This is a genomic window from Pseudomonas sp. Irchel s3f10 (assembly GCF_900187515.1).
GTDB classification, from domain to species: domain Bacteria; phylum Pseudomonadota; class Gammaproteobacteria; order Pseudomonadales; family Pseudomonadaceae; genus Aquipseudomonas; species Aquipseudomonas tensinigenes.
In genome coordinates this window covers 21,341-47,299 of record NZ_FYDZ01000021.1, presented here as the reverse complement: position 1 = coordinate 47,299, position 25,959 = coordinate 21,341, and the positions used below count along the sequence as shown (strand labels likewise).

24 protein-coding genes and 1 tRNA gene are annotated in these 25,959 nt (G+C 58.4%); 15 read left to right on the top strand and 10 right to left on the bottom strand.

Features of this window, described 5'->3' with window-relative positions; all coding sequences use genetic code 11:
* Positions 1-224: 224 nt before the first annotated feature.
* Entirely contained in the window at positions 225-1,667 is a 1,443-nt protein-coding gene (mgtE, locus tag CKW17_RS27735; protein ID WP_016983964.1) for a magnesium transporter, read from the top strand.
* Positions 1,668-1,793: 126 nt separating this feature from the next.
* Here mgtE and CKW17_RS27730 read toward each other — a convergent pair whose 3' ends face one another.
* The gene (locus CKW17_RS27730) at positions 1,794-2,120 is read right to left on the bottom strand and encodes an Arc family DNA-binding protein (RefSeq protein ID WP_003178899.1); all 327 of its coding nucleotides are present in this window, start codon (positions 2,118-2,120) and stop codon (positions 1,794-1,796) included.
* Positions 2,121-2,510: 390 nt separating this feature from the next.
* Between CKW17_RS27730 and phnN the strand changes: the two genes are divergently transcribed.
* Positions 2,511-3,080 (top strand): phosphonate metabolism protein/1,5-bisphosphokinase (PRPP-forming) PhnN, encoded by a 570-nt coding sequence (gene phnN / locus CKW17_RS27725; RefSeq protein WP_095123078.1) that lies wholly within the window; start codon positions 2,511-2,513, stop codon positions 3,078-3,080.
* Here phnN and CKW17_RS27720 read toward each other — a convergent pair.
* Together CKW17_RS27720 and CKW17_RS27715 are read right to left on the bottom strand one after the other, a co-directional pair.
* Positions 3,055-3,234, bottom strand: coding sequence for a PA3371 family protein (locus tag CKW17_RS27720; protein ID WP_095123077.1), 180 nt, complete (start codon positions 3,232-3,234; stop codon positions 3,055-3,057). The two genes, phnN and CKW17_RS27720, sit on opposite strands and share 26 nt — an antisense overlap.
* Positions 3,235-3,254: 20 nt before the next feature.
* Positions 3,255-3,491, bottom strand: a complete 237-nt coding sequence (locus tag CKW17_RS27715) for a hypothetical protein (protein ID WP_095123075.1) — start codon at positions 3,489-3,491, stop codon at positions 3,255-3,257.
* A gap of 295 nt (positions 3,492-3,786) precedes the next feature.
* Between CKW17_RS27715 and CKW17_RS27710 the strand changes: the two genes are divergently transcribed.
* Positions 3,787-3,863: transfer RNA gene (locus CKW17_RS27710), tRNA-Arg, on the top strand.
* Between the two features lie 84 nt (positions 3,864-3,947).
* On the opposite strand, the gene CKW17_RS27705 is transcribed toward CKW17_RS27710, so the two are convergent.
* Complete coding sequence (locus CKW17_RS27705) at positions 3,948-5,324, bottom strand: lysozyme inhibitor LprI family protein (protein ID WP_095123073.1); 1,377 nt, start codon at positions 5,322-5,324, stop codon at positions 3,948-3,950.
* A 210-nt stretch (positions 5,325-5,534) separates the two neighbouring features.
* Here CKW17_RS27705 and CKW17_RS27700 point away from each other — a divergent pair, with 210 nt between their 5' ends.
* From CKW17_RS27700 to CKW17_RS27685, 4 genes are all read left to right on the top strand, one after another.
* The gene (locus tag CKW17_RS27700) at positions 5,535-7,139 is read left to right on the top strand and encodes a tetratricopeptide repeat-containing response regulator (RefSeq protein ID WP_095123071.1); all 1,605 of its coding nucleotides are present in this window, start codon (positions 5,535-5,537) and stop codon (positions 7,137-7,139) included.
* Positions 7,136-7,828 carry a sensor histidine kinase KdpD gene (locus CKW17_RS27695; protein ID WP_095123069.1) on the top strand — a complete coding sequence of 231 codons (693 nt, stop codon included), beginning with the start codon at positions 7,136-7,138 and terminating at the stop codon, positions 7,826-7,828. Before CKW17_RS27700 ends, CKW17_RS27695 begins: the two co-directional genes overlap by 4 nt.
* A 200-nt stretch (positions 7,829-8,028) precedes the next feature.
* Positions 8,029-9,270 carry a glutamine synthetase family protein gene (locus tag CKW17_RS27690; protein ID WP_176470131.1) on the top strand — a complete coding sequence of 414 codons (1,242 nt, stop codon included), beginning with the start codon at positions 8,029-8,031 and terminating at the stop codon, positions 9,268-9,270.
* A 68-nt stretch (positions 9,271-9,338) separates the two neighbouring features.
* The gene (locus CKW17_RS27685; RefSeq protein WP_095123065.1) at positions 9,339-10,718 is read left to right on the top strand and encodes an MFS transporter; all 1,380 of its coding nucleotides are present in this window, start codon (positions 9,339-9,341) and stop codon (positions 10,716-10,718) included.
* 72 nt (positions 10,719-10,790) lie between these two features.
* Here the strand turns inward: CKW17_RS27685 and CKW17_RS27680 are convergent, their stop codons facing one another.
* The 4 genes from CKW17_RS27680 to flgA form a co-directional block, all read right to left on the bottom strand.
* Positions 10,791-11,537, bottom strand: a complete 747-nt coding sequence (locus CKW17_RS27680; protein ID WP_095123064.1) for a flagellar brake protein — start codon at positions 11,535-11,537, stop codon at positions 10,791-10,793.
* Positions 11,538-11,625: 88 nt separating this feature from the next.
* Complete coding sequence (locus CKW17_RS27675) at positions 11,626-12,093, bottom strand: flagella synthesis protein FlgN (RefSeq protein ID WP_095123062.1); 468 nt, start codon at positions 12,091-12,093, stop codon at positions 11,626-11,628.
* Positions 12,094-12,141: 48 nt separating this feature from the next.
* A complete protein-coding gene (flgM, locus tag CKW17_RS27670; RefSeq protein WP_007960324.1) occupies positions 12,142-12,468 on the bottom strand; it encodes a flagellar biosynthesis anti-sigma factor FlgM in 327 nt (108 codons plus the stop codon).
* A 148-nt stretch (positions 12,469-12,616) separates the two neighbouring features.
* Positions 12,617-13,378: a flagellar basal body P-ring formation chaperone FlgA gene (gene flgA / locus CKW17_RS27665; RefSeq protein ID WP_095123060.1), complete on the bottom strand. Its 762-nt coding sequence runs from the start codon at positions 13,376-13,378 to the stop codon at positions 12,617-12,619.
* Positions 13,379-13,460: 82 nt separating this feature from the next.
* Between flgA and CKW17_RS27660 the strand changes: the two genes are divergently transcribed.
* The 6 genes from CKW17_RS27660 to flgE all read left to right on the top strand — a co-directional run bounded on the left by CKW17_RS27660 (position 13,461) and on the right by flgE (position 18,612).
* A complete protein-coding gene (locus tag CKW17_RS27660) occupies positions 13,461-14,393 on the top strand; it encodes a chemotaxis protein CheV (protein WP_007917585.1) in 933 nt (310 codons plus the stop codon).
* A 46-nt stretch (positions 14,394-14,439) separates the two neighbouring features.
* Positions 14,440-15,267, top strand: a complete 828-nt coding sequence (gene cheR, locus CKW17_RS27655; RefSeq protein ID WP_007917583.1) for a protein-glutamate O-methyltransferase CheR — start codon at positions 14,440-14,442, stop codon at positions 15,265-15,267.
* Positions 15,268-15,638: 371 nt separating this feature from the next.
* Positions 15,639-16,046, top strand: coding sequence for a flagellar basal body rod protein FlgB (gene flgB / locus CKW17_RS27650; RefSeq protein ID WP_007917581.1), 408 nt, complete (start codon positions 15,639-15,641; stop codon positions 16,044-16,046).
* 3 nt (positions 16,047-16,049) lie between these two features.
* Positions 16,050-16,493, top strand: a complete 444-nt coding sequence (gene flgC, locus CKW17_RS27645; RefSeq protein WP_003227217.1) for a flagellar basal body rod protein FlgC — start codon at positions 16,050-16,052, stop codon at positions 16,491-16,493.
* A gap of 15 nt (positions 16,494-16,508) precedes the next feature.
* Entirely contained in the window at positions 16,509-17,234 is a 726-nt protein-coding gene (gene flgD, locus CKW17_RS27640; protein WP_095123059.1) for a flagellar hook assembly protein FlgD, read from the top strand.
* Between the two features lie 31 nt (positions 17,235-17,265).
* A complete protein-coding gene (gene flgE / locus CKW17_RS27635) occupies positions 17,266-18,612 on the top strand; it encodes a flagellar hook protein FlgE (RefSeq protein WP_095123057.1) in 1,347 nt (448 codons plus the stop codon).
* A gap of 276 nt (positions 18,613-18,888) precedes the next feature.
* Here flgE and CKW17_RS27630 read toward each other — a convergent pair whose 3' ends face one another.
* On the bottom strand, positions 18,889-21,783 hold the full coding sequence (locus CKW17_RS27630; RefSeq protein ID WP_095123056.1) for a ribonucleoside-diphosphate reductase subunit alpha: 2,895 nt from the start codon (positions 21,781-21,783) through the stop codon (positions 18,889-18,891).
* 872 nt (positions 21,784-22,655) lie between these two features.
* Between CKW17_RS27630 and CKW17_RS27625 the strand changes: the two genes are divergently transcribed.
* Positions 22,656-23,378 (top strand): response regulator, encoded by a 723-nt coding sequence (locus CKW17_RS27625; RefSeq protein WP_095123054.1) that lies wholly within the window; start codon positions 22,656-22,658, stop codon positions 23,376-23,378.
* Positions 23,375-24,985, top strand: a complete 1,611-nt coding sequence (locus CKW17_RS27620) for an ATP-binding protein (protein ID WP_095123052.1) — start codon at positions 23,375-23,377, stop codon at positions 24,983-24,985. Before CKW17_RS27625 ends, CKW17_RS27620 begins: the two co-directional genes overlap by 4 nt.
* A 116-nt stretch (positions 24,986-25,101) precedes the next feature.
* On the opposite strand, the gene CKW17_RS27615 is transcribed toward CKW17_RS27620, so the two are convergent.
* A complete protein-coding gene (locus CKW17_RS27615) occupies positions 25,102-25,827 on the bottom strand; it encodes a 4'-phosphopantetheinyl transferase (protein ID WP_095123050.1) in 726 nt (241 codons plus the stop codon).
* Positions 25,828-25,959: the final 132 nt, after the last annotated feature.

Here is a 25,959-nt window from a genome sequence, read left to right as displayed (position 1 = left end):
ATCAGGACGGTGCTCAGGTTTGTTTCGCAAGCGCTTGTTTCGGCCGTGATTTTTTAACGTTTAAAACCGTCAGGCGGTGTATCATTGCGCCCGTCAGCCCCGCCGGGGCTTATGGAAAACCTCCATGGACTTACCCAGTAGTTACTCAGTACCCCGTTTCACCAATCATGAATTGACTGATTGATCCTTCCGGCGTGCCCCGCTGCTGGGAGTGGAGTTCGCCTATGTCTGAAATCGAAGTAAAGAAAACACAGGAAAGCCTGCAGGATCGCCTGGCGCAAGTCGTCGAGCTGCTGCAGCGTCAGCGCGTCGTTGAAGACCTGACTCATCGCCAGGAAGGCGCGCATCACGACCGGGTCGAAAACCTGGTCCACCGGCAAAATCTCGTCGAGCTGCAACGCAAGCTCGATGATCTGCACTCCGCCGACGTCGCCTATATCCTTGAAGCCTTGCCGCTGGACGATCGTCTGACGCTCTGGCAACTGGTCAAGGCCGATCGCGACGGCGACATTCTTCTCGAAGTATCCGATTCCGTTCGTGAAACGCTGATCGCCGACATGGACGATCACGAGCTCCTGGCTGCCGCCAAGGACATGGACGCCGACGAACTTGCTGACCTGGCCTCCGAGCTGCCGCGAGACGTCGTCCATGAGCTGATGGAGAGCCTCGATAACCAGCAGCGCGAACGTGTCCGTTCGGCCTTGTCGTATGACGAGGAGCAGGTCGGTGCGCTGATGGACTTCGAGATGGTGACGATCCGTGAGGATGTCAGCCTCGAAGTGGTGCTGCGCTATCTGCGGCGTCTCAAAGAGCTTCCCGGTCATACCGACAAGCTGTTCGTGGTTGATTACGACGGTGTGCTCAAAGGCGTGCTGCCGATCAAGCGTTTGCTGGTCAACGACCCGGAGAAGCAGGTGGCTGATGTCATGGCCAGCGATCCGGTAAGTTTCCACCCGGACGAAGACGCCTACGATGCCGCTCAGGCGTTCGAACGTTACGACTTGATCTCGGCCCCGGTGGTCGACAAGAACGGCAAGCTGATCGGCCGTCTGACCATCGATGAAATGGTCGACTTGATCCGTGAGGAGAGTGAAAGCGAAGTCCTCAACATGGCGGGTCTGCGTGAAGAGGAAGATATTTTCGCTTCGGTATGGAAATCCTTGCGCAACCGTTGGGCGTGGCTGGCGATCAATCTGATCACCGCGTTCGTCGCGTCACGTGTGATTGGCCTGTTTGAAGGTTCGATCGAGAAGCTGGTAGCGCTCGCGGCGTTGATGCCCATTGTGGCGGGTATTGGCGGTAACTCGGGTAACCAGACGATCACCATGATTGTTCGCGCCATGGCGCTCGACCAGGTCAGCACCGGTAATACTTCACGTCTGATGCGTAAAGAACTGGCAGTCGGGTTGATTAACGGTCTGGTCTGGGGCGGCGTGATCGGTGTGGTCGCTTATCTGCTTTACGGCAGTTGGTCGCTGGGTGTGGTCATGACGGCCGCGATGACGCTCAACCTGTTGCTGGCGGCGTTGATGGGGGTGTTGATCCCGATGACCCTGGCCAAGATGGGCCGCGACCCGGCCATGGGTGCCAGCGTGATGATTACGGCAATGACCGACAGTGGTGGCTTCTTCATCTTCCTGGGGCTGGCGACAATCTTCCTGCTCTGATCCGCTTCAATGAAAAGCCTGCCGATTGGCGGGCTTTTTTGTGCGCGTAGCTTTATCTGTGGCAGTCCTCAAATCGCAGACAAAAAAAAGCCAGCAATCATGCTGGCTTGAGGTGTTCGGTACGGCTCAGGACGCGTCTGCGGCCATTTCAGCGTCGTGGGCGATCAAGGACACCAACGCATTCTGCTGGCGGTGAGACAGCTGACGGAAGCGTTGCAGCAGCTCGCGCTCGTGAAGCGACAGCTCCGGGCTGTCCAGGCGCATGCTCAGCTCTTCGCCCAATGCACCTTCCTGAATAAGACTCTGCTCAAGGCGCGCGATGATCTCGGAGTTCATGCTGCGATGATGATTGCGAGCCACCTCGGCAATGCGTTCACGCATTCCGTCTGGCAGACGTACGACGAACTTGTCAGCCGTACGGCTGGAATAAATTGCCTGTTTCAATGGGCGCATATATTTAACCGGTTAGTTCAGGGGAGCGGTTCTCGGGATTGGCCGCAGGATGTGTGGTAGGACAAGCATCCGCGCCAAATGGTTCAACCTGAATTGTTAAGAGGCCGGCATCATGCCTCAAAATTGCCAGATCATTGGCGTCAATTCTGTGACAAATATTGAGCCGGGTAAAGGCGTAATGCCAGCACCAATTATCAGAAATGCGGACTGGTTGGAAAACTTTGCCTTCGACCACGTCATTGACCGCTTCCTGATGCCTATCAATTGATGCCCGAAGGCGTCAGAACGTGCATGCTATGCGGCTTTCGATCCTTGTTCCTTACCTTGTACAGAATAGTGGCAATTTGCCGATTTACTAGGGGCAGACACGTGCCCGAGGGCTTTTTCAGGATGGATGGCAGGCTTATTTATCTGATGGGGCCGTCCGGTTCAGGCAAGGACAGCCTGATCGAGGCCGCGCGTGAGCCATTGCGGGCGAGGCACTGCGAGATCATGCGTCGGGTGATTACCCGATCAGCGGAGTCGGTGGGTGAGGATGCTATCGGCGTTACGTCTGAAGAGTTCGAACGACGTCAGCGCGCCGGCGAGTTTTCCCTGGCGTGGCAAGCCAATGGCCTGGTCTATGGCATTCCCAGAGAAATGGACGAATGGTTGCGTGCGGGGCGCGATGTGCTGGTCAACGGCTCGCGCGCCAATCTGCGTCAGGCGATGGAAAGCTACCCGACGCTGTTGCCGGTTCTGCTGACAGTCAAAGATGAGGTCTTGCGCGAACGCTTGCTGCGCCGTGGCCGAGAGACACTGGAACAGATCGACGCCAGACTCGCGCGCAACACGCTCTTCAAGGACAGGCGATCAAGTGACGCGCCGGTGCACCTGATCGATAATTCCGGCGACCTGGCGGCCGCCGTTCATCAATTGCTTGAGCTGATCCGACTCAACGCAACACCGGATCAAACTTGATCCGGCGGCCGGCAACCAGTGCCAATACGAACAACACCGCAAACACACCGCAGCCAATCAACGGCAGGGTAATTCCGGTGTCCTCGAACAGCGCAAAATGCACAACGCCACTCAATAAGGCGAGGATCAGAAATCCTGCAGCTGACTTGGACATGCTGTACTCCTGAAGATATTTCAAAAAACCAGACGTTCGCCAGCGTCCGCCGGCAGTGCCTGCCCAGGTTCACTGACGGTTTTACGGGCGACGCCGCCCTGATCATTCAGCACCGCCAACTGCGGCGCCTTCTGCACCTGCAAGTAATGCGGCATGCGCTGCGCCACCGATTCCGGCGCAGCACCCTGTGGGACAAAGTGAAAACCCAGCAGAACCGCCAATGCGGCTGCGTTTGCGAGCAAGAGGGTGCTGTTCATGGGGCGCTGCTCCGATTGTTCTTCTATGGAACAGGCAAAGCAGCTGTCGTGCCAACAGTTTAACCGCTGTTAAGTCCTTTAAAAACAAGCATTTGGAAGGGTTTTTCCAAGGCGTCGGGTTGCAATCTGCAATGATGGCTTTTTGGGGGAGTGCAAAATGCACGGTAAATCTTCCCGCAGCATTGCAGGGCGCCTGCCTACACTTAAAAAGCCCTACGGATGACATGACAAATCAGGGCCCGGCCGTTAACATGCACGCCGTCCGTCGCGCCGTCTCTGGCCTCGACAACTCAGTGTCTCAGTAGCTCAATTGGATAGAGCATCCCCCTCCTAAGGGGAAGGTTGGCAGTTCGAACCTGCCCTGGGACACCACTCATTCAGGATGTCTCGAACATCTGCAAAAAAGCCCCGCGCAGTTTCAACTCCCGGGGCTTTTTCATGCGCGACCGTTGAGCACTATTGCGCCGCACCACCTTCGGGTTTGCCGATAGACGTGCTGATTTCGGTAAGACGCCGACGGCCATTGACCTTGTATTCGCGCTCTTGCGCTTCCTCGCCGGGTTTACGCAAAGTCAATTGCGCAAACAGCCCATCCTTTGCGCTGTAGGCGCCAAACCAGTCGTTCATTCTGGCAATAAAGCACTCGCTGCCGATGATTACCGGGAAGTCCGCGACCTGTTCGATGGCGTAATAGCCTGCGCCGTAGCCGTAATATTCCTCGCTGTCGGTGGCGGACGGAGGAATCGGGCACATAGGCTTTCGCTCTTGCCCGCTGTCGGACGACTCTTCCTCGATGCTGGCCAGGCCACGGGCAAGTGCGCGGTGCAGGTCCGGCTTCAGCTTATAAGTGGTTTTGTGCTCATCATCAGGCTGAGTGCGAGGGATGCTGAGTTGATAGCGATAACGAACCGTTAGCTTGGGCACCAACTGGTTCGCCTGCCACGGACTGAGCAGGTAGACATTATCGATGCCGTATCCACTGTCGCGATAGGCGGCGTAGACCTTGCCGTGAATGCTGATCCAGTTCACGGACTGGTTGGAGCCGCGCTCATTGATGGAGTAGAGGGAACCGCCAATGGATTCGCCGTCGGACGCCTGGGTTCTGCGGGTGAACCGGTCACCATCGCGGTGAAAGATTTCCACGAACGTGTACAGGCCGGTGCCGCCGGTGTAGGTCTGAACGATCAGGTCACGTCGCCCGTCGTTGTCCAGATCCAGCAATGTGAACGAGGTTGGGCCCTGCGCGGTGTCAGCCTCGAAGTCCGTGGCATTCAAAGCCGTCCACTCGCTGCGGGAAACGCCTTTGGGGAGGGTCTTCGGGAAGTGTGTTTTATTGGCGAATTGATCGGCGTCGGGCTCTGCTGAAAACGAAGTTTCGGCGCTGTTCAGCGTCAGTGAGGCGAGCGTCCGTTCCAGGGCAAACTCCGGATCATTCTGACTGGCTGTCTGAATACGTTTTTGCAGATCATCCAGCACCTCTTTATCGGCGCCGGTCGGCTGATGGGCGACAGCTTCTGCCCATTGCGCCTGCAAACTTTTCAGCTGTTCGCGATAACGCTGATCCAGACACGAAACATCCTCAGCGCACTCATTACGCGTTTTCAACCAAAGCCGTTGCGTGCCCTTCAGTTGCGGTCGAGTCTCGACGGAAGCCTTAAACAAATCCCGGTAAACCTCGCCCATCTGCGTATCCAGTTCATACAAACCGGTATTCGCACAGATAGTTTTTTCCACGGCTGTCACCGCTTTTGCACAATCCATTCCGGCCGCCATCGCCTGCTGAAAAAATAGCAGCGCACAGGCGGACACGATGCAACGTCCTTTGATGTACACGAGATAAACCTTGTAGTGGAAAGGTAAGAAGCCGCGCAGAGTAATCGCAGAACGAGGAATCTTGAAGCGCCGGCTTCAGGGAACGCCACTTGTGGCCGATAACCCACTCGGTGACTTAAAAGTCGCGTGAATTAGCTTGATAGCATTTGGCCGGCAGCTATCATCTGCGCGCCTGAAATTGCCCTCACTTCAATTGCCTGGAAATCTTCGATGCTGTCGTATCACCAAAAGAGTTTTCTGATCGTCGATGATTTCTCGGATTTCCGCAGTTCCGTCCGTTCGATGCTGCGTGAGCTTGGGGTCAAGGACGTCGACACCGCCGACACCGGTGAGCAGGCGCTGAAGATGTGTGCGCAGAAGTCCTACGATTTCATCCTGCAGGATTTCCATCTCGGCGACGGCAAGAAGAACGGCCAGCAGGTGCTTGAAGACCTGATGCTGGAAAAGCTGATCAGCCATGAAGCGGTGTTTGTCATGGTCACTGCCGAGACCAGTCAGGCGATGGTGCTCAGTGCTCTGGAGCACGAGCCGGATGCGTACCTGACCAAGCCCTTCAACCGTTCCGGCCTGGCCCAGCGCCTGGAGCGCCTGGAGCAGCGCAAGACCTTGCTCAAACCGATTCTGCAAGCGCTCGACCGTGGCAAACCGGTTGAGGTACTTAACGCCTGCATCGCGTTGTGCAAGCAGGACATTCGTTATTCGCCGTTGTGCCTGCGTTACCGTGCCGATGCGTTGCGTGATCTCAATCAGAACGAGGCGCTGGAGCGTCTCTATGACGGCATCATTGCTGATCGACCATTGCCGTGGGCGTTTGCCGGGTTGGGCAAGTTGTTGTTCAAACGCGGGCAGATTGCGCAGGCCAAAGGCGTTTACGAAAAAGCCCTGAAGGTGTTTCCGATGATGCCGTCGCTGTATGACGGCATGGCCGATGTGCTGGTGGCTGAGGGTGATACCAAGGGCGCGCAACGGGTGCTTGAAGAGGCGATTCGCTTGTCGCCGCTGGCGGTGCGTCGGCAGGCGTTGCTCGGCAAACTGGCGATGACCAACGAAGATTTTGACACGGCCTCGCGGGCGTACCGTCAGGCTGTGGCGCAGGGTGCGCAGTCGCGCTTCAAGGATCCGGAAAGCAACTTGGGTCTCGCCCATGCGCTGATCAGCAAGGGCAGCGATCGCGGTCTCGACACGCGCACGCGGCTGGAGATCAACACCACCCTCAGCGCCGTGGCCAAAGAGAACCCGACGGATCCGGGCCTGCAGATTCGTGCACGCCTGATGAAGGCCACCAGCCTGCTGCTCAACGATGCCGAGACTGCCGACAAGCTCACCGAGCAAGCCATGATGCGCCTCGACGGTATGGAGCAATTCATGAGTCCGGAGGCGGCGCTGTTGGTCGCCAAGCAGTTGCAGATGCTCGGTCAGGCCGAAGCGGGCACTTCGATGCTCAAGAGCTGTGCGGAAATCTACGGCGACGACCCGGCGGTGATGAAAGACATCGCCAAGCTCACCGATGATCCGACGATCCTCAGTTCCAGCAATGCCGCCGCCGACCTCAACCGTCAGGGCGTGCGGGTGTACAAGACCGGCAACCTGGTGGAGGCCCGCGAGGTCTTCCGCAAGGCGCTGAAGATGCAACCGAAGAACATCAGTATTGCGCTGAACATGGCCCAGTCGCTGCTGCACGGCACCGACACCAGTGTGCCGTCGGCGGAGCTGGAAGAATGTCGGGCCTGCCTGAAAATGGTTGGCCTGATGCCCGACACCGACGCGCGTTTTGCGCGTTATCAGAAGCTGAAAAGCAAGGCGTTTGGCGAATGAACCAAGACGAGCAGGCTCTGGATTTTTCCACGGTGATCGCCTCCACCGTCCACGACATGAAGAACTCGCTGGCCATGCTCATGCAGGCCCACAGCCAGTGGCTGGCGCGGTTGCCAGAGGCCCAGCGCCAAGGCGCGGAACAGGGCGTGATCGACTTCGAGTTCGCCCACCTCAACGGCATGCTGGTGCAGTTGCTCGGGTTGTACAAACTCGGCGTTAACCAGATGCCGCTGCAACCGGCCTATCACGAACTCGACGATTTCATCGAGGCGCAACTGGCGGCGCATCAAGAGGTGTTCGCCAGTCGCGGCATCGTCGCCACCTATGAAGTCGATCCGCTGAGCCCGCTGGGTTTCTTCGACCGTGAACTGATTGCGTCGGTGCTGGGCAACTGCATCAACAATGCGATTCGTTATGCGCGTGAATCGTTGCTGATCACCGTCAGCGACGAAGCCGGGCAACTGGTGCTGAGCATCAATGATGACGGCGACGGCTATCCGGTCGAGATGCTCGAACGTCAGGCCGATTACGTGCAGGGCATCAATCACAGCAGCGGCAGCACCGGGCTTGGCCTGTACTTCGCCAATCGCATCGCCGCGCTGCATCAGCGTAATGGCGTCGAAGGTCGCACCGAAATCAGCAACGGCGGACCGCTCGGCGGCGGGGTGTTCAGCCTTTATCTGCCGTGACACGGGTTTTTGTTTGACGCTGCTTGATATTCCGAACAGCCGGAGCCTATTTTGTACGGGTCGCCGTTCGCGGCTCGCACAATAACAAGGATTGCGTCATGACAAGCGATGGCCAGCGTTCACTCGCGCAGCGACTGACGGGCATTGATGAGATTGAATGTGTCACGCCGGATTTGAACGGCGTACCTCGGGGCAAGGTGATGACCGCCGAGGGTTTCCTCGAAGGGCGGCGTTTGCAGCTGGCGCGTGGCGTACTGCTGCAATGCATCATGGGCGGTTACCCTGCCGCGCGGTTTTACGGCAGTGATGACGGCGATCTCGCGCTGATTGCCGAACCGACCCAGATCCATCGTTTGCCATGGAGTGACGAGCCGCGTGCCCTGGCCATTTGCGATGCCGACGAACTGACCGGTGAAAGCTCCAGTCTGTCGACCCGGGGACAACTCAAAGCGGTTATCGCTCGTTATGCGGCGCGCGGTCTGGCGCCGGTGGTAGCCACCGAACTGGAGTTCTTCGTGTTCGCGCCGAACAGCGATCCGACTCAGCCGTTCCGTCCACCGGTTGGCCTCGATGGTCGCCGCGAGGAGGGGCAGTCAGCGTTCAGCGTCAGTTCCAATAACGGTCTGCGGCCGTTCTTCAATGAAGTCTATAAATGCATGGCGGCCCTCGGCTTGCCGCGCGATACCTTCATGCATGAGATGGGCGTCAGCCAGTTCGAGATCAATCTGCTGCACGGCGATCCGCTGTTGCTCGCCGACCAGACATTCCTGTTCAAGCACCTGCTCAAGGAAGTCGCCCTCAAGCATGGCCTGAGCGTGGTGTGCATGGCCAAGCCGCTGGCGCACACGCCGGGCAGTTCAATGCATATTCATCAGAGCATCGTCGAGATCGGCAGCGGCAAGAATGTGTTCAGCGATGAACAGGGTCAGCCGACCGCGATGTTCCGCCACTTCATCGCTGGGCAGCAGGCGGGCATGGCCGATTTCACCGCGTTGTTTGCACCGAATGTGAACTCCTATCAGCGCCTGTGCCACCCCTATGCGTCGCCGAATAATGCCTGCTGGTCCCACGACAATCGCGCCGCCGGTTTGCGTATTCCCGCCAGTTCGCCGGTCGCTCGTCGCGTGGAAAACCGTTTGCCGGGCGCCGATGCAAATCCGTACCTGGCGATTGCGGCCAGTCTGGCTGCGGGCTTGCATGGTATCGAGCATGAGTTGGAGCCGACAGAAGCCATTCAGGGTGAGTTCGAGGTGCCGGACAATCTTTCGCTGCCGTGTACCTTGCACGCCGCGCTCGAACGTCTGAAACGTAGCCAATTGGCGAGGGAACTGTTCGGACAGGAGTTCATCGAAGGCTACATCGCTTCGAAGACCATGGAGTTGACCAGCTTCTTTGATGAAATCACTCCCTGGGAACGGCGTGTTCTAGCAGCCCAGGCCTGACGAACTGTCGCCACCGGGCTATCGTTTGATAGCCCGGTCTTTACTGCAAGGAGCCGCTCGGAACGCCGATGCGCCAAATCTGGAAATCCTTTCGAGCGCTGTATTTCGCCTCGCTGATGATGTTGATCGGCTCGGGCCTTCTATCCACTTATCTGGCCTTGCGTCTGGCCGCTGACAACGTCGACGGCCTCTGGGTCGGTGCGCTGATGGCGGCCAACTATTTCGGTCTGGTGCTGGGCGGCAAGATCGGTCACCGGCTGATCGCGCGGGTCGGGCATATCCGTGCTTATTCCGCGTGTGCCGGGATCGTCGGGGCGGCAGTGCTTGGCCACGGTCTGGTCGATTGGTTGCCGGCCTGGCTGGTGCTGCGGACCATCGTCGGTCTGGGCATGATGTGTCAGTACATGGTGATCGAGAGCTGGCTCAACGAGCAGGCGGACGCCAATCAGCGTGGTCTGGTGTTCAGCGGTTACATGATCGCGTCATACCTTGGCCTGGTGTTGGGTCAATTGATTCTGGTCATGCACCCCGGGCTGGGTCTGGAATTGCTGATGCTGGTCGCGCTGTGCTTCGCGCTGTGTCTGGTGCCTGTGACGTTGACTCGGCGGATTCACCCGGCGCCACTGCATCCAGCGCCGATGGAGCCGCGTTTCTTTATCAAGCGGGTCCCGCAGTCGCTGAGTACGGTGCTCGGTGCCGGTTTGATCATCGGTTCGTTCTACGGTCTGGCACCGTTGTATGCCTCGCAACAAGGGCTGTCGACCGAGCAGGTCGGTCTGTTCATGGGTAGCTGCATCTTTGCCGGGTTGTTGGTGCAGTGGCCGTTGGGCTGGTTGTCCGATCGTTACGATCGGGCGCTGCTGATTCGCTGCTTTGCCGGGTTCCTGGCGGTAGCGGCATTGCCGTTGGCGGTGTTGCCGCAAGTGCCGCTTGAGGTGCTGTTCGGGGTTGGCTTTCTCTGTTCGCTGGTGCAGTTCTGTCTGTATCCGTTGGCGGTGGCGTTTTCCAATGACCACGTGGAAGGGGATCGCCGGGTGTCGCTGACAGCAATGTTGTTGGTGACCTACGGGGTCGGCGCGAGCATCGGGCCGTTGCTCGCGGGTGTGCTGATGAAGTTGTTCGGCAGTCAGAGCCTGTATGCGTTCTTCAGCTTCTTCGCGCTGGTACTGGTGTGGCGGATCCGTCCGAAAGCGGTGACCAATCTGCATCAGGTCGACGACGCGCCGCTGCATCACGTGGCCATGCCGGACAGCATGTCCAGTTCGCCGCTGGTGGCCGCCCTCGATCCTCGGGTCGACGAGCAAGTGGTGCAGGAGCAGATGGTGCAGGACCCGGTGCAGACGCCGGCAAATCCCGAGCCTGAACCTGCTACGCCGTCAGAGCCTGCGGCAGAAGGCGAGCCGGATACCGATAATCCTGCGCCCGATCTCAGTGGCGGCAGACCCTGAACTGAACAAAAACACCGCGCATAAAAAAGGGCAGTCCCACCAGAGACTGCCCTTTTTGTTGGTCGCTGCGAATCACATATCGTCTTTATCGAAACGGCGTGCTTCACGTTGCAACTGATATACGAAACGCTCAACGTTGCGCGCTGCCTGACCACTGATATTGTGGAAGCGCAGGCCGGCAAAGGTGATGTTGAGTTTTTCTTCGAAGTGCAGATAGCGCAGTTCGACGGAGGTCGGCTGGTTGCCGAACAGCGGCGGGGCGATCAAGCGGTCATAGACCTGGCCCAGTTGCAGACGATCGGTGATATCGCCTTCGAAACGCAGCTTGCAGCCGGTCGCGGAAATATCCAGCAGTTTGCCGTTGATCGGCGCCTTGAGCTTTTCGCCGCCCAGTTCAACGCTGACCAGATCAGTCAGTTTCAGCGCGGCGCGGAAAGCATTGCGGCGCTGGTGGTAAACCACTTCGGTCGGTAGCTCGCCGGTGTAGAAACGATCACCTTCGGACTCTTCGATATTCAGTGTGCCGGTGCATTCCCAGGCAATGCGCACACCGTCATGAAAACCTTCGACCTTGAACGGCTCGCCGGCCAGCAGAAAGCGTTCGCCATCACGCGGGATCATCTCGTCCAGTGCGATCGAAGCGCTGTCGCGGTCGACTTTGATCAGGTAGCTCTGGAAGCGCTGGCTGCGCTCATGAAAGGTGATGATCAGCGGATCGTGGCTTTCTTGCAGCTGGCGCAGGTTGCTGGAGATTTCCAGTGGCGTGGTGAGCACCTTAGGGGGCTGCGGAGCATCATCCGCGCTGAGGGCGTTGGACACGGTTTATCAATCTCCAGACAAAATATGACGACTAGCCAGCATTTTGCCAGCATGTTCCGCGGGTTGATAGAGCTGGCGCATCAACGGCTCATGCCTGGCTGAGCGGACGCGGCGTGGCGGGTTTGGCAAATGTACCGCTGGCGTTATAAAGCGCTGGCGCTTCACCACCGGTAAGGATCTTCAGCTGATTGGCCGTGGCGGCCTGCTGGATCTGGATCGACTGACCATTCTTGAGGTTGGCGGCCTGGCATTGCGCGATCAGATCGGTCAATGCGTCGCCTTGCGTCAACAACTGCTCGCCAATGCTCGACTGGCCAGCCAATTGCTCAAGACCTGTACGATCAGTCGGCAGATTGAGGCTGGCGAGGATTTCGCTGCGTTTGCGGCCATGCTGTTCAAGCAGAATGATCAACGCCTGTTTGTGCGCCAGAATTTCTTCCAGCAGTGGCATGTCGCGACCGTGCAACGCGAGGGATTCGGTTTGCAACAACTCCAGCAATTGTTGAGCTGGAGCAAAGTCGTCGTTGATCAATTGCAATAAATTAGTGTCGTGCATGGCTGGCCTTGGGTTTTAAGCGTCCAAAAGCCTGGCGCAGGCAAAGGCCTAGCGCTGGGCTTCGAAGTTGAGCAGTTTGCTGGCTACACGGTTGCTGTCGACTTTATAGCTGCCATCGGCAATCGCGGCTTTCAACTCGGCCACACGGGCTTTGTCGACAGCAGGTTGATCGCGCAGCTTGTCAGTGACCTTCTGCAACTGTTGAGCCTCATTGCTGAGGTGTACCGATTCCCCGCTTTTTGCGGTACTGGCCTGTTCGGCCGGGGTATTCAGCGGCGCGGAGGTGCCGGTTTCGGCGGTTTCCTTGGCGTTGCTGGTACGTGTACTGCCCGTAAGTGACGAGGAGCTGTTCAAACGGCTGAAATCGATGACCATGATAAAAACCTCTGGGAATTTGGACGCTTGCCATGTTTTCGGCCATCCCCTGGAAAACTTTAGGCACATTTACAATGAGCCTTGCATGCGCCGGCGCGTGTCCTGCTGCGGCACAGTTTAGGGAACAGCCGGGGTCAGCGCCAGTTTTCTACATCGCCACTTCCACTTGGCCCGGCGCGGTGACTTGCGCCTTGATGACCCGTTGCGAGTTGAGGTTTTTTACGCGGATCTGCTCTTTCAAACCGCCATTGGCCAGCGCTTCGCCGGGCATGCGCACGGCGAGCGTGCCGCTGCGGGCGGTGATGACCACTTGATCGCCCTTGCGAATGACTTCCGCCTGTTCCAGATGAACCAGGGTAATGACCTGATCGGCTACCGTTGGTCGGGTTAATTTCTGCCCGATCGCTTCGTCTACCGAGGTCAGAAAGCCTTGGTTGATCGTGCTCACGTCGCGCTCACGCAGAGTCACGTCCTGTGGTTCGATAATCCCGGCACGTTTCAGCGGTCGGGTGGTTGTCACAATCTCGCGAAACAGGCGGACTTGAGCGGGCACGAACACGGTCCAGGGCGAGGCGCCTTCACAGCGGACCTTCACGGTAACCCGGCCCAGCGGACGTGCCGGACTCTCCAAAGTAGCTGTCAATTCCTTGTCGCACATAGGCATGCGCATACGGGGGTCGAGCTGGTTTACTTCGATTTCGTAGCGGCCTTCCGTTTGACTGGTAGCCAGATAGTCTTCTACGGTGAACTCAAGAAAGCCCTGAGTGACGCCGATAAGCATGTCAGGCAAGGTAACCGCATCAGCAATGGCAGGGCTGCCAGCGAAAAAGCAGCAAATAGCGCCCGCAGCACAAAGCCCTCTGCGAAGGGGTGATGTCAGGCGTCGAAAAAATGTCGTTTGAGCGTTCATACGAGTTAAAAAGCAAGCGCCGTGCCGTTTAGCAATGAATGTGCGTCGCAACAACACTTGGCGTTGGTGTAGGAGTCTGGGCATGGCTGGTGTAATGGATTCGGTGAACCAGCGCACGCAACTGGTGGGGCAGAATCGCCTGGAGCTGTTGTTGTTCCGTCTTGACGGTCAGCAGCTCTACGGAATCAACGTGTTCAAGGTGCGGGAAGTGTTGCAGTGCCCGTCGCTGACGTTGATGCCCAAGTCCAGTCCTGTCGTGTGCGGGGTGGCAAATATCCGGGGGGCAACCATTCCGATCCTTGATCTGGCAATGGCCACCGGTTCCGGAGCGTTGAAAGACAAGAACAACCCGTTCGTGATCATCACGGAGTACAACACCAAGACCCAGGGGTTCCTGGTCCGCTCGGTGGAGCGCATCGTCAACATGAACTGGGAAGAGATTCATCCACCGCCCAAGGGCACGGGTCGCGATCATTACCTGACCGCTGTGACTCGGGTGGACAATCAGTTAGTCGAAATCATCGACGTCGAGAAAGTGCTGGCGGAAGTTGCGCCGACACCGGAAGCGATTTCGGTGGGCGTGGTCGATGTCGAGACCCAGACCAAGGCATTGTCGTTGCGTGTCTTGACGGTCGATGACTCGTCGGTGGCGCGCAAGCAGGTCACGCGTTGCCTGCAGACGATCGGTGTCGAAGTGGTGGCGCTGAACGATGGCAAGCAGGCGCTGGATTACCTGCGCAAGCTGGTCGACGAGGGCAAGAAGCCGGAAGAAGAGTTCCTGATGATGATTTCCGACATCGAGATGCCGGAGATGGACGGGTACACCCTGACGGCAGAAATCCGCGGCGATGCACGCATGCAAAAGCTTCACATCATCCTGCATACTTCGTTGTCCGGGGTATTCAATCAGGCGATGGTCAAGAAAGTCGGTGCCGATGACTTTTTGGCCAAGTTCCGCCCTGATGACCTGGCATCCCGGGTAGTCGACCGGATCAAAGCAGCAGATATCAGCTAAGGGCGCTTTGCCCTTGGCGGTCAACACGATTTAAGAGGCGGCATCATTGTCTACGGGTAATTTGGATTTCGAACAGTTCCGGGTCTTCCTGGAGAAAGCCTGTGGCATTTTGCTCGGTGAAAACAAGCAGTACCTGGTCTCGAGCCGTCTCAACAAACTGATGGAGCAGCAAGGCATCAAGTCCCTGGGTGAGCTGGTTCAGCGCATCCAGACCCAGCCGCGCAGCGGTTTGCGCGAGCAGGTGGTCGATGCCATGACGACTAACGAAACCCTGTGGTTTCGTGACACCTATCCGTTTGAAGTCTTGAAGAACAAGGTGCTGCCTGAAGCGATCAAGGCCAGCCCCAACCAGCGTCTGCGGATCTGGTCGGCCGCCTGCTCGTCGGGCCAGGAACCGTACTCGCTGTCGATGTCGATCGACGAGTTCGAGCGCAGCAACCTTGGCCAGTTGAAGATGGGTGTGCAGATCGTTGCCACAGATCTGTCCGGCCTGATGCTGACCAACTGCAAGACGGGCGAGTACGACAGCCTGGCGATCGGTCGTGGTTTGTCGCCGGAACGTCTGCAGCGTTACTTCGACCCGAAAGGGCCGGGCCGCTGGGTGATCAAGGCGCCGATCAAGAACCGCGTGGAATTCCGCTCGTTCAACCTGCTCGACAGCTATGCCGCGCTGGGCAAGTTCGACATCGTGTTCTGCCGCAACGTGTTGATCTACTTCTCTGCCGAAGTGAAGAAAGACATCCTGTTGCGCATTCACAGCACGTTGAAGCCGGGCGGATATCTGTTCCTTGGCGCTTCCGAGGCGCTGAACGGTTTGCCGGACCATTACCAGATGGTGCAGTGCAGCCCGGGGATTATTTACCAGGCGAAGTGATTGCAGTGGCGATACAAAAAAACGGCGGGCCCGCAAAGGCCTGCCGTTTTTTTATGCCCGAAGAAATTCTCCCTGACACCACAAAACCCCTGTAGGAGTGAGCCTGCTCGCGATAGCGGTAGCACATTCAGCATCATCGGTGCCTGACACACCGCTATCGCGAGCAGGCTCACTCCTACAGGGACCGTGGTGTGTATGAGATGGACTGCAAGCGGCAGAAAAGCGGCATCTGGCGGAAACCGGTTGCCGCTTTTCTGGCATTGCCGCTTTGCCGACTCCCGGCAAAGCCCCGGTTTATAGGGGGATTATGGTTTGGCACGGCGCTTGCTAAAGCTCAGTTACGAAAAACCGGTCACCTGAAGGTTCCCGACATGAGCATCAGCTTCGATAAAGCGCTCGGCATTCACGAAAAGGCATTGGGCTTCCGCGCCCAGCGTGCCGAAGTGCTGGCCAACAACATCGCCAACGCCGACACCCCGAACTACAAGGCGCGGGATCTGGACTTCTCCAAAGTGCTTGAAGCACAGACCCAGAAGAACGCCAACGGCACCATCGCGTTGAACATGACCAACAGCCGTCACATCGAAGCTGAAGGCCTGGGCAACGGCGACGAATCGCTGATGTATCGCACGCCGATGCAGCCTTCGATCGACCAGAACACCGTGGACGCCCAACTGGAACAGTCGAACTACGCGGAAAACGCCGTCGGCTTCCAGGCCAGCTTCACCCTGCTCAACAGCAAATTCAAAGGGCTGGTATCAGCCCTGCGCGGAGAGTAATTCATGTCCCTGTCCAGCGTTTTCAACATTGCCGGCAGCGGCATGAGCGCACAAACCACGCGTCTGAACACTGTGGCCTCGAACATCGCCAACGCCGAGACCGTCTCGTCGAGCATCGACCAGACCTATCGCGCTCGTCACCCGGTATTCGCCACCATGTTCCAGGGCGGCCAGAACAGCGGCAGCAACTCGCTGTTCCAGAGCCAGGACGCGGCCGGTCAGGGCGTACAGGTGCTCGGTGTGGTCGAAGACCAAAGCAACCTCGAAGCGCGCTACGAGCCGAATCATCCGGCGGCTGACGCCAAAGGCTACGTCTACTACCCGAACGTCAACGTGGTGGAAGAAATGGCTGACATGATTTCCGCGAGTCGTTCGTTCCAGACCAACGCCGAAATGATGAACACCGCCAAAACCATGATGCAGAAGGTACTGACCCTCGGTCAGTAATAAGGGGCGACTGCCATGAGTGTTACCGATACCACCAGCACCCCTATTCTGAAAGACGTACTGGCCAACTCGTCGAAGACCAGCAGCACCACGACGGGCGGCATCGCTTCGGCGACCAACAGTGCCACCGGCGGTCAAGCGCTGGGCAAGGACGCGTTCCTGCAACTGCTGGTTACCCAGCTGAAAAACCAGAACCCGCTCGATCCACAGGACAACAGCGCATTCGTTGCCCAGCTAGCGCAGTTCAGCAGCCTTGAAGGCATCACCACGCTGAACTCCACCGTGAGTGGCCTGGCCGGCAACTACAACTCGTCGCAGGCGCTGCAAGCTTCGTCGCTGGTCGGTCGCAATGTGATCGTGCAGACCAACACCGCGCAACTCGACGACCCGAGCAAAGGCCTGACCGGTTCGGTGAACCTGTCGACGTCCATTGCTGAGGGTACCGTGACCATCACCGACAGCAGCGGCAAGACGGTTCGCACCATCGATCTGGGCAGTCGCGCCGCTGGCAGTGCCAGCTTCACCTGGGACGGCAAGGACACCTCCGGCGCCCTCGTGCCGACCGGTACCTACACCTTCAAGGCGAGCGCGCCTATCAACGGCACCGCGACCGATCTGGCCACTTACCTGCCGGCAACGGTCAACAGCGTGACGATCAGCCAGACCGGTGGCGAGCTGATGCTCAACCTGGCTGGCAAGGGCTCCGTTGCCCTGTCCAAAGTACAAACCATTGGTATATAGAGCCGACTAACCGGCAACAAAGGAGTGGAATATGTCTTTCAATATCGGCCTTAGCGGTCTCTATGCAGCCAACAAACAACTGGACGTGACCGGCAACAACATCGCCAACGTCGCGACCGCCGGTTTCAAATCGTCCCGTGCAGAATTCGAAGACGTTTACTCGGCAACCCGTCTGGGCACCGGCAGCAAAGTCATCGGCAACGGTGTGCGCCTGGCCAACGTTTCCCAGCAGTTCACCCAGGGTGACATCAACAACACCGGCAACGTGTTGGACATGGGCATCAACGGTTCCGGCTTCTTCACCATGAGCAATAACGGCTCGATTTCCTACACCCGTGCCGGTACTTTCAAAGTCGACGACGCCGGTTTCATCACCAACACCGACTACACCTCGCGCCTGCAAGGTTACGCTGTGGATACCAGCGGCAAGATCATCAAGGGCGTGTTGACCGACCTGAAGATCGACACCTCGAACCTGGCACCGAAGTCGACTTCGGCCGTGGGGTCGAGCATCAACCTGAACTCGTCGGCTCCCGTGATCGTTGATACCGGCGCCACCGCTGTCAAGTTCGATCCGTCCAAGGTCGAGACTTACACCGAGTCGTTCAGCACCCCGATCTATGACACCCAGGGCAACAAGCACAACATGGATCAGTACGTCGTGAAGACGGGCGAAAACACCTGGAAGGTGTACACGCTGGTGGACGGGCGCAACCCGGACGCGACCGGCAGTGATCCAAGCAAAGCTGCCACTCCGCCGATTGCATCGACTTTGACGTTCGACAGTTCCGGCAAGCTGCTTCAGGTCAGCACACCGAGCACTCTGCCGGCGCCGGCTCCGAACCCGATCATCAGCAGCGATCTGACACTGAAAAACTGGGTGCCGGGCACCGTGACCAATGGCAACTTCACGCCTAACGGCGCGGCTGCCAACCCGAATGGCGTGACTGTTTCCCTGGCCAAGACCACTCAGTACAACGCTGACACCTCGCGTACCATCCCGACTCAGGATGGTTACGCCACTGGCCAGATCACCAACCTGACCATCGACGGCACCGGTACGCTGTTCGCCAACTTCAGCAACAACCAGAACAAGGCGATCGGCCAGGTTGCACTGGCCAGCTTCACTAACGAGCAAGGTCTGCAAGCGGTAGGTGGCACCAGCTGGAAGGAGACTTTCGCTTCGGGTATTCCGGGTTATGACGCTCCGGAAACCGGCACCTTGGGTTCGATTCAGTCCAACTCGCTGGAAGAGTCAAACGTTAACCTGACCAATGAGCTGGTGGACCTGATCAAGGGCCAGAGCAACTATCAGGCGAACGCGAAGACCATTTCGACCCAGAGCACCATCATGCAGACCATCATTCAGATGACCTGATTCTGGTTTGAGTCGTACCCAGGAGCCCCTCGTTTCGAGGGGCTTTTTTGTGGGCGTGATAAGGGGGTGGACGGCCGTTCTGCGGAACAGCTGTGCCGGAAGTATTCACTCTGCCTCCGTTCACCTGGACACTCAGGGTTGTCAGATACGACGGGCGTGAGGGGGAAGGGCTTTTTCTCTCGGGCAAAAGAAAACCCCCGACACACCAGAGGTCTGTCGGGGGTTTCTTTTGCCTGGAGCGTATCAGGCGTCTCGCAACGCCTGACTCAGCTCAGCTTATTGGCAAGCTTCGCAATCCGGCTCGTCGATCGCGCAAGCCTTTGGCACTGGAGCAGGGCCGGCAGGTGCTGCGAGGACCGAATCATCACCGTGGTTACCGCCGCTGGAAACAGCGTTCAGCTTGCCGGTGTTGATGGTCGACTTCTCGGTGCTGGTCGCGGCCAGGGCACGGAGGTAGTAAGTGGTTTTCAGGCCACGGTACCAGGCCATGCGGTAGGTCACGTCGAGCTTCTTGCCCGATGCGCCGGCGATGTACAGGTTCAGCGACTGGGCCTGGTCGATCCACTTCTGACGACGGCTGGCGGCGTCAACGATCCACTTGGTGTCCACTTCGAACGCGGTCGCGTAGAGCTCTTTGAGTTCTTGCGGGATGCGCTCGATCTGCTGAACCGAACCGTCGTAGTACTTCAGGTCGTTGATCATGACCGAGTCCCACAGACCGCGAGCCTTGAGGTCGCGAACCAGGTACGGGTTGATCACGGTGAATTCGCCCGACAGGTTCGATTTCACATAGAGGTTCTGGTAGGTCGGTTCGATCGACTGCGAGACGCCGGTGATGTTGGCGATGGTCGCGGTCGGTGCGATGGCCATGATGTTCGAGTTACGAATGCCTTTCTGTACACGGGCGCGAACTGGTGCCCAGTCGAGGGTTTCGTTCAGGTCGACATCGATGTACTTCTGGCCACGCTGCTCGATCAGGATCTGTTGCGAATCCAGCGGCAGGATGCCTTTGGACCACAGCGAACCCTGGAACGTCTCGTATGCGCCGCGCTCGTCAGCCAGGTCGCAGGAAGCCTGGATCGCGTAGTAGCTGACCGCTTCCATCGACTTGTCGGCGAACTCGACGGCAGCGTCGGAACCGTAAGGGATGTGCTGCAGGTACAAAGCGTCCTGGAAGCCCATGATGCCCAGACCGACCGGACGGTGCTTGAAGTTGGAGTTCTTCGCTTGTGGCACCGAGTAGTAGTTGATGTCGATAACGTTATCGAGCATGCGTACAGCGGTGTTCACGGTGCGTTGCAGCTTGGCGGTGTCCAGCTTGCCGTTGACGATGTGGTTCGGCAGGTTGATCGAGCCCAGGTTGCAAACGGCGATCTCGTCCTTGTTGGTGTTCAAGGTGATCTCGGTGCACAGGTTCGAGCTGTGAACCACGCCGACGTGCTGCTGCGGGCTGCGCAGGTTGCACGGGTCTTTGAAGGTCAGCCATGGGTGGCCGGTTTCAAACAGCATGGAGAGCATTTTGCGCCACAGGTCTTTGGCCTGGATGGTCTTGAACAGTTTGACCTTGCCTGGGTATTCGGTCAGCGCTTCGTAGTACTCGTAGCGCTCTTCGAAGGCTTTACCGGTCAGGTCGTGCAGGTCCGGTACTTCGGATGGCGAGAACAGGGTCCACTTGCCGTCATCGAAGACACGCTTCATGAACAGGTCAGGGATCCAGTTGGCAGTGTTCATGTCGTGGGTACGACGACGATCATCACCGGTGTTCTTGCGCAGTTCGATGAACTCTTCGATGTCCATGTGCCAGGTTTCCAGGTAGGCACACACAGCGCCTTTGCGCTTGCCACCCTGGTTAACGGCTACCGCGGTGTCGTTCACCACTTTCAGGAACGGAACAACGCCTTGGGATTTGCCGTTGGTGCCCTTGATGTACGAACCCAGTGCTCGCACCGGCGTCCAGTCATTGCCCAGGCCGCCGGCGAATTTCGACAACATGGCGTTGTCGTGGATCGCGTGGTAGATGCCCGACAGGTCATCCGGCACGGTAGTCAGGTAGCAGCTCGACAGCTGTGGACGCAGGGTACCGGCGTTGAACAGGGTCGGGGTCGACGACATGTAGTCGAAGGACGACAGCAGGTTGTAGAACTCGATCGCACGGTCTTCTTTCTGCTTCTCTTCGATCGCCAGGCCCATGGCCACGCGCATGAAGAAGATCTGTGGCAGTTCGAAACGAATACCATCCTTGTGGATGAAGTAACGGTCGTACAGGGTTTGCAGGCCCAGGTAGGTGAATTGCTGATCACGCTCGTGGTTGATCGCCTTGCCCAGTTTTTCCAGGTCGAAGGAAGCCAGCACAGGGTTCAGCAGTTCGAACTCGATACCTTTGGCGATGTAAGCCGGCAGTGCCTTGGCGTACAGGTCAGCCATTTCGTGGTGAGTGGCGCTTTCGGCCACACCGAGGAAGCCCAGGCCTTCGGCACGCAGGGTGTCCATCAGCAGGCGGGCGGTGACGAACGAGTAGTTCGGCTCACGCTCAACCAGGGTACGCGCGGTCATCACCAGCGCGGTGTTGACGTCGGTCAGGGCCACGCCGTCGTAGAGGTTTTTCAGGGTTTCGCGCTGGATCAGGTCGCCATCGACTTCTTCCAGACCTTCGCACGCTTCGGTAACGATGGTGTTCAGACGACCCATGTCCAGCGGCGCCAGGCTACCGTCGGCACGGGTGATGCGGATCGACGGGTGCGCGTTGACCGCTTCTTCGGCCGGCGCGTGGGCAGCGCGTTCTTTCGAACGACCGTCACGGTAGATCACGTAGTCGCGAGCGACTTTCTGCTCGCCGGCACGCATCAGGGCCAGTTCGACCTGGTCCTGGATTTCTTCGATGTGGATGGTGCCACCCGACGGCATGCGACGCTTGAAGGTCGCGGTGACTTGTTCGGTCAGACGGGCAACGGTGTCATGGATTCGCGACGAAGCGGCAGCGGTGCCGCCTTCAACTGCGAGGAACGCTTTGGTGATAGCGACGGTGATCTTGTCATCGGTGTAAGGAACGACAGTGCCATTGCGCTTGATCACGCGCAGTTGACCAGGCGCGGTGGCTGCCAGATCCGAATTCGAATCAGCGGCCTGCGGCAAGGTGCCCTGCGGGTTCTCGCGAGTTGTGTCGGTTTGCATGGGGGGTGGTCTCCACATTCTCTATGTTTGTTTGGCACCGTCATGGTGCTCACCGTTCTGTACCGAAGCACTGCAACCGACAAGCGTCGGCGTAACAACTTCGGAACAGTAGGAAAAAGGCTTGTAACGCCGCATCCTTGCCGAAGTCTTTGGCGCCGAACCAAGGCTCGAGCCAAACTCCTTCCAGGGTGACAGTAATGACTGCAACACCCGTACCGTTCCGGTCGTTTCCGGCCTAAAAAACGGTGCCATCCGCAAGTGCGGTTTGGGCTTTGAAAAACTTGCTTGGTTCAACCGGAAACTGGCAATAAAGCACTTGAGTTTCAGGCCCTAAATGTGGTTGGGCGTTTGAGCGGAAAACCCTATATGTAGGGTCTCTCCTTGCGCCGTGCTACAAGATAATGCGTTTCAAGGGTGCTTGCAACGTACTAGCTGTGGATAAACCTGTGCGTAAATTGTGTAAGAAATCCGGAATTCGCGTGTAGGCCGCGAACCTGCTGCGCTAGACCGTCTGTCACTGTTTTTTCACCGGGAAAAACGCTTCAGCGGATTTTTAAGGGCGCGAACCCTATCACAAAAAACCGCCTTGTCCGAACGCATTTACCGACTTGTGTTCTGGCGGTACGCCGTTTATACATCGGCCCATGCGCAGGCATTGTTATCCTCCAGAAACATGACAAAAGGACGGGAGGATCACGCTAAATATCGCGTACCCCTGTAGGAGCTGCCGAAGGCTGCGATCTTTTGATCCTGATCTTGAAAAGCAAGATCAAAAGATCGCAGCCTCGTTTCACTCGACAGCTCCTACAGGGGATTGTGTGTCTGGGCAATCGCCTTCCTTTATTAATAACAATAGAAAGCAGAGGTCACCGGTGGAGCAACAAGCCTTTCAGGTATTGATCGTCGAGGATGACCAGCGACTGGCCGAACTGACGCGCGACTACTTGCAAGCCAATGGACTGCGCGTGGACATCGAAGGCAACGGTGCGCTGGCAGCGGCGCGGATCATCAGCGAGCAGCCGGACCTGGTGATCCTCGACCTGATGCTGCCCGGTGAAGACGGCTTGAGCATCTGCCGCAAGGTGCGCGACCGTTATGACGGTCCGATCCTGATGCTCACCGCGCGCACCGACGATGCCGATCAGATTCAGGGGCTCGACCTCGGTGCCGACGATTACGTGTGCAAACCGGTGCGCCCGCGACTGTTGCTGGCGCGCATTCAAGCGTTGCTGCGACGTAGCGACACACCTGAACCGGTCGCCGAAAAATCCCGTCGTCTGCAATTTGGTCCGTTGGTGGTCGACGACGCCTTGCGCGAGGCGTGGCTGAGTGACAATGGCATCGAACTGACCAGCGCCGAATTCGATCTGCTCTGGCTGTTGGTGTCCAACGCCGGGCGTATTCTGTCCCGCGAAGAAATCTTCACCGCACTGCGCGGCATTGGTTACGACGGTCAGGACCGTTCGATCGATGTGCGCATTTCGCGCATCCGCCCGAAAATCGGCGACGACCCTGATCACCCGCGTCTGATCAAGACCATCCGCAGCAAAGGCTACCTGTTCGTCCCGGAAGCCTGCGTAGACCTGCCGCTGTGAACTCGATCTTCCTGCGCATCTACGGTGGCATGTGCGCAGCGATCATTCTGGTGGCGGTGCTCGGCGTGCTCGCGCTGAACCTGCTCAACCAGGTGCGCAGCGAGCAGTACCGCGAACGTCTGGCCCACGGCACGTTTTCGCTGATGGCCAGCAATCTGCAACCGATGAACGAAACCGAGCGCCATCGTGCGCTGCTGGTGTGGGAGCGTTTGCTGGGGATTCCGCTGGCACTGAAGAAGTTTGCCGAAACCGATCTCGATCTGTCCCAGCGCACCCGCGTGCAGCGGGGGCAGGCCTTGGTCGAGCAGACCGGACCGCACGCGGCGAAGGTTTACCGGATGGTCAGCGACAAGGAACAGCTAGTGCTGGTGGGAGAAGTGCAGCAGATCAGCGAACAACTGGCGCGCGCGACCATTTACCTGCTGGCCGATGAGCTGGTGCGCGTACCGGTCGGCGAGCAGCCCAAACGTCTTGCACAGATAAAGGAAGAGAAGGGCTTCGGTTTCGATCTGCGCCTGGTCACGGTGAATGACGCCGACATGGACGAAGACCAGAGCCGCCGCGTGGCCGAAGGCGATACGGTGATGGCGCTGGGCAAGGGCGGTGACTCTATCCGCGTATTTGCCGGCATGGTCGGCACACCATGGGTGCTGGAAATCGGGCCGCTGTATCAGATGAACCCGTACCCGCCGGAATGGCTGGTGCTTATTGCGGCGCTCGGTTTGAGCCTGATCGGTCTCATCGTTTACCTGTTGGTGCGTCAGCTCGAGCGGCGTTTGCGTGGCCTCGAAGCTGCGGCCACACGGATTGCCAAGGGCAGTCTGGAAACCCGTGTGCCGGCGCGCGGTGCCGATTCGGTGGGGCGTCTGGCGTCAGCGTTCAACGGTATGGCCGAGCACTTGCAACAGTTGCTGGCGATCCAGCGCGAACTGGTGCGCGCGGTGTCCCATGAATTACGCACGCCGGTGGCGCGCCTGCGTTTCGGTCTGGAAATGATCGGCTCGGCGACCACACCGCAAGCGCTGGAAAAGTACCGCGAGGGCATGGATCACGACATCGAAGACCTCGATAAGCTGGTCGACGAGATGCTCACCTATGCGCGACTGGAGCAAGGTTCGCCGGCGCTGACCTTCCAGCGCATCGACCTGGATGCCTTGGTCAATCAGGTGATCGAGGAGCTGGCGCCGTTGCGCGCTGAGGTCACCGTGCAGCGGGGGTTGTGCCTGTCTGCTGCGGACAACGATGATGCCTGGGTCGAAGCCGAGCCGCGTTATCTGCACCGGGCATTGCAGAATCTGGTGAGCAACGCCATGCGTCATGCGCGTTCGAGCGTGACGGTGAGTTATCAGGTCGGGCAATTGCGCTGCCGCGTGGATGTCGAGGATGACGGCCCGGGCGTGCCGGAAGTAGCGTGGGAGCGGATTTTTACGCCATTTCTGCGTCTGGATGACAGTCGCACACGGGCGTCGGGCGGGCATGGTTTGGGGCTGTCGATTGTGCGGCGGATCATTCACTGGCATGACGGCCGGGCGATTATTGGCAAGAGCAAGAGTTTGGGTGGGGCTTGTTTTAGCCTGAGTTGGCCGAGGAATCAGGAACGCCGCTGAGTATTGTGTTGGCTCGGCAGGCCTCATCGCGAGCAGGCTCACTCCTACAGGGGAACGCATTCCAAATGTAGGAGTGAGCCTGCTCGCGATAGGGTCAGTGCCCGCACCACAAATCTTCAGGCCTGAATGCTGACCAGACTCAACAACTGCCCATCCTGCACCCCGAACTGCGCGTCCAGTTCAGTGCCGTTACGCCACTCGGCCGACAAGTCCGTCAGCAGCCGCAAGCGCACCTCACCCGCCTCAGTCCACTCCAGCACTTCAGCATGCTCGAAATAAAAGCGCTGCTGCACAATCGGATACAGCGCCTTGAACAAACTCTCTTTCACCGAAAACGTCAGCGTCACCCACAACGCCAACTGATCCCGCGAGGCGGCCGTCATGCGTAGCATTTCTGCCGACGTGAGGATTTCACCTGCAAGTCGCTCGGCGCGTTCAGTGTCGAGCAGGTTTTCCAGATCCATGCCCAAACCGCGCCAATGCCTTTTGTTGGCGACAATCGCTGCCGCGCGTCCCGTGCTGTGGGTGATCGAGCCGCAGATATGCGCAGGCCATATCGGCGCGCGATCCTCGCCAATCGCTGGCACAACGCTGCTGCCTTCCAATTGCTGCAACGCCGCACGGGCACAAATCCGTCCGGCGAGAAACTCGGCCTGTCGCTTGGCCACCGAACGCTGAATGCTCGGCGGCGGCTCGATGGCGCTGCGGCGAAAGTCATCGCCAAGCAATTGAGTCGGATCGAAGTGAGTGCTGAGCAGTACGGTGTCGGGCAGTACTGTGGGCAACGGCCAGTGGCTGTCGAGCGCGGTGCAGCAGGCGGGGAGGGCGGGGGTGAGGTTCATGGCGGGCATTTTGCCGGTTAGTCGGGCCGAGGTCGAGATAGCGGTGAAGCTATCGCGAGCAGGCTCACTCCTACAGGGGAACGCATTTCAATTGTAGGAGTGAGCCTGCTCGCGATGGCCGCTACGCGGTGT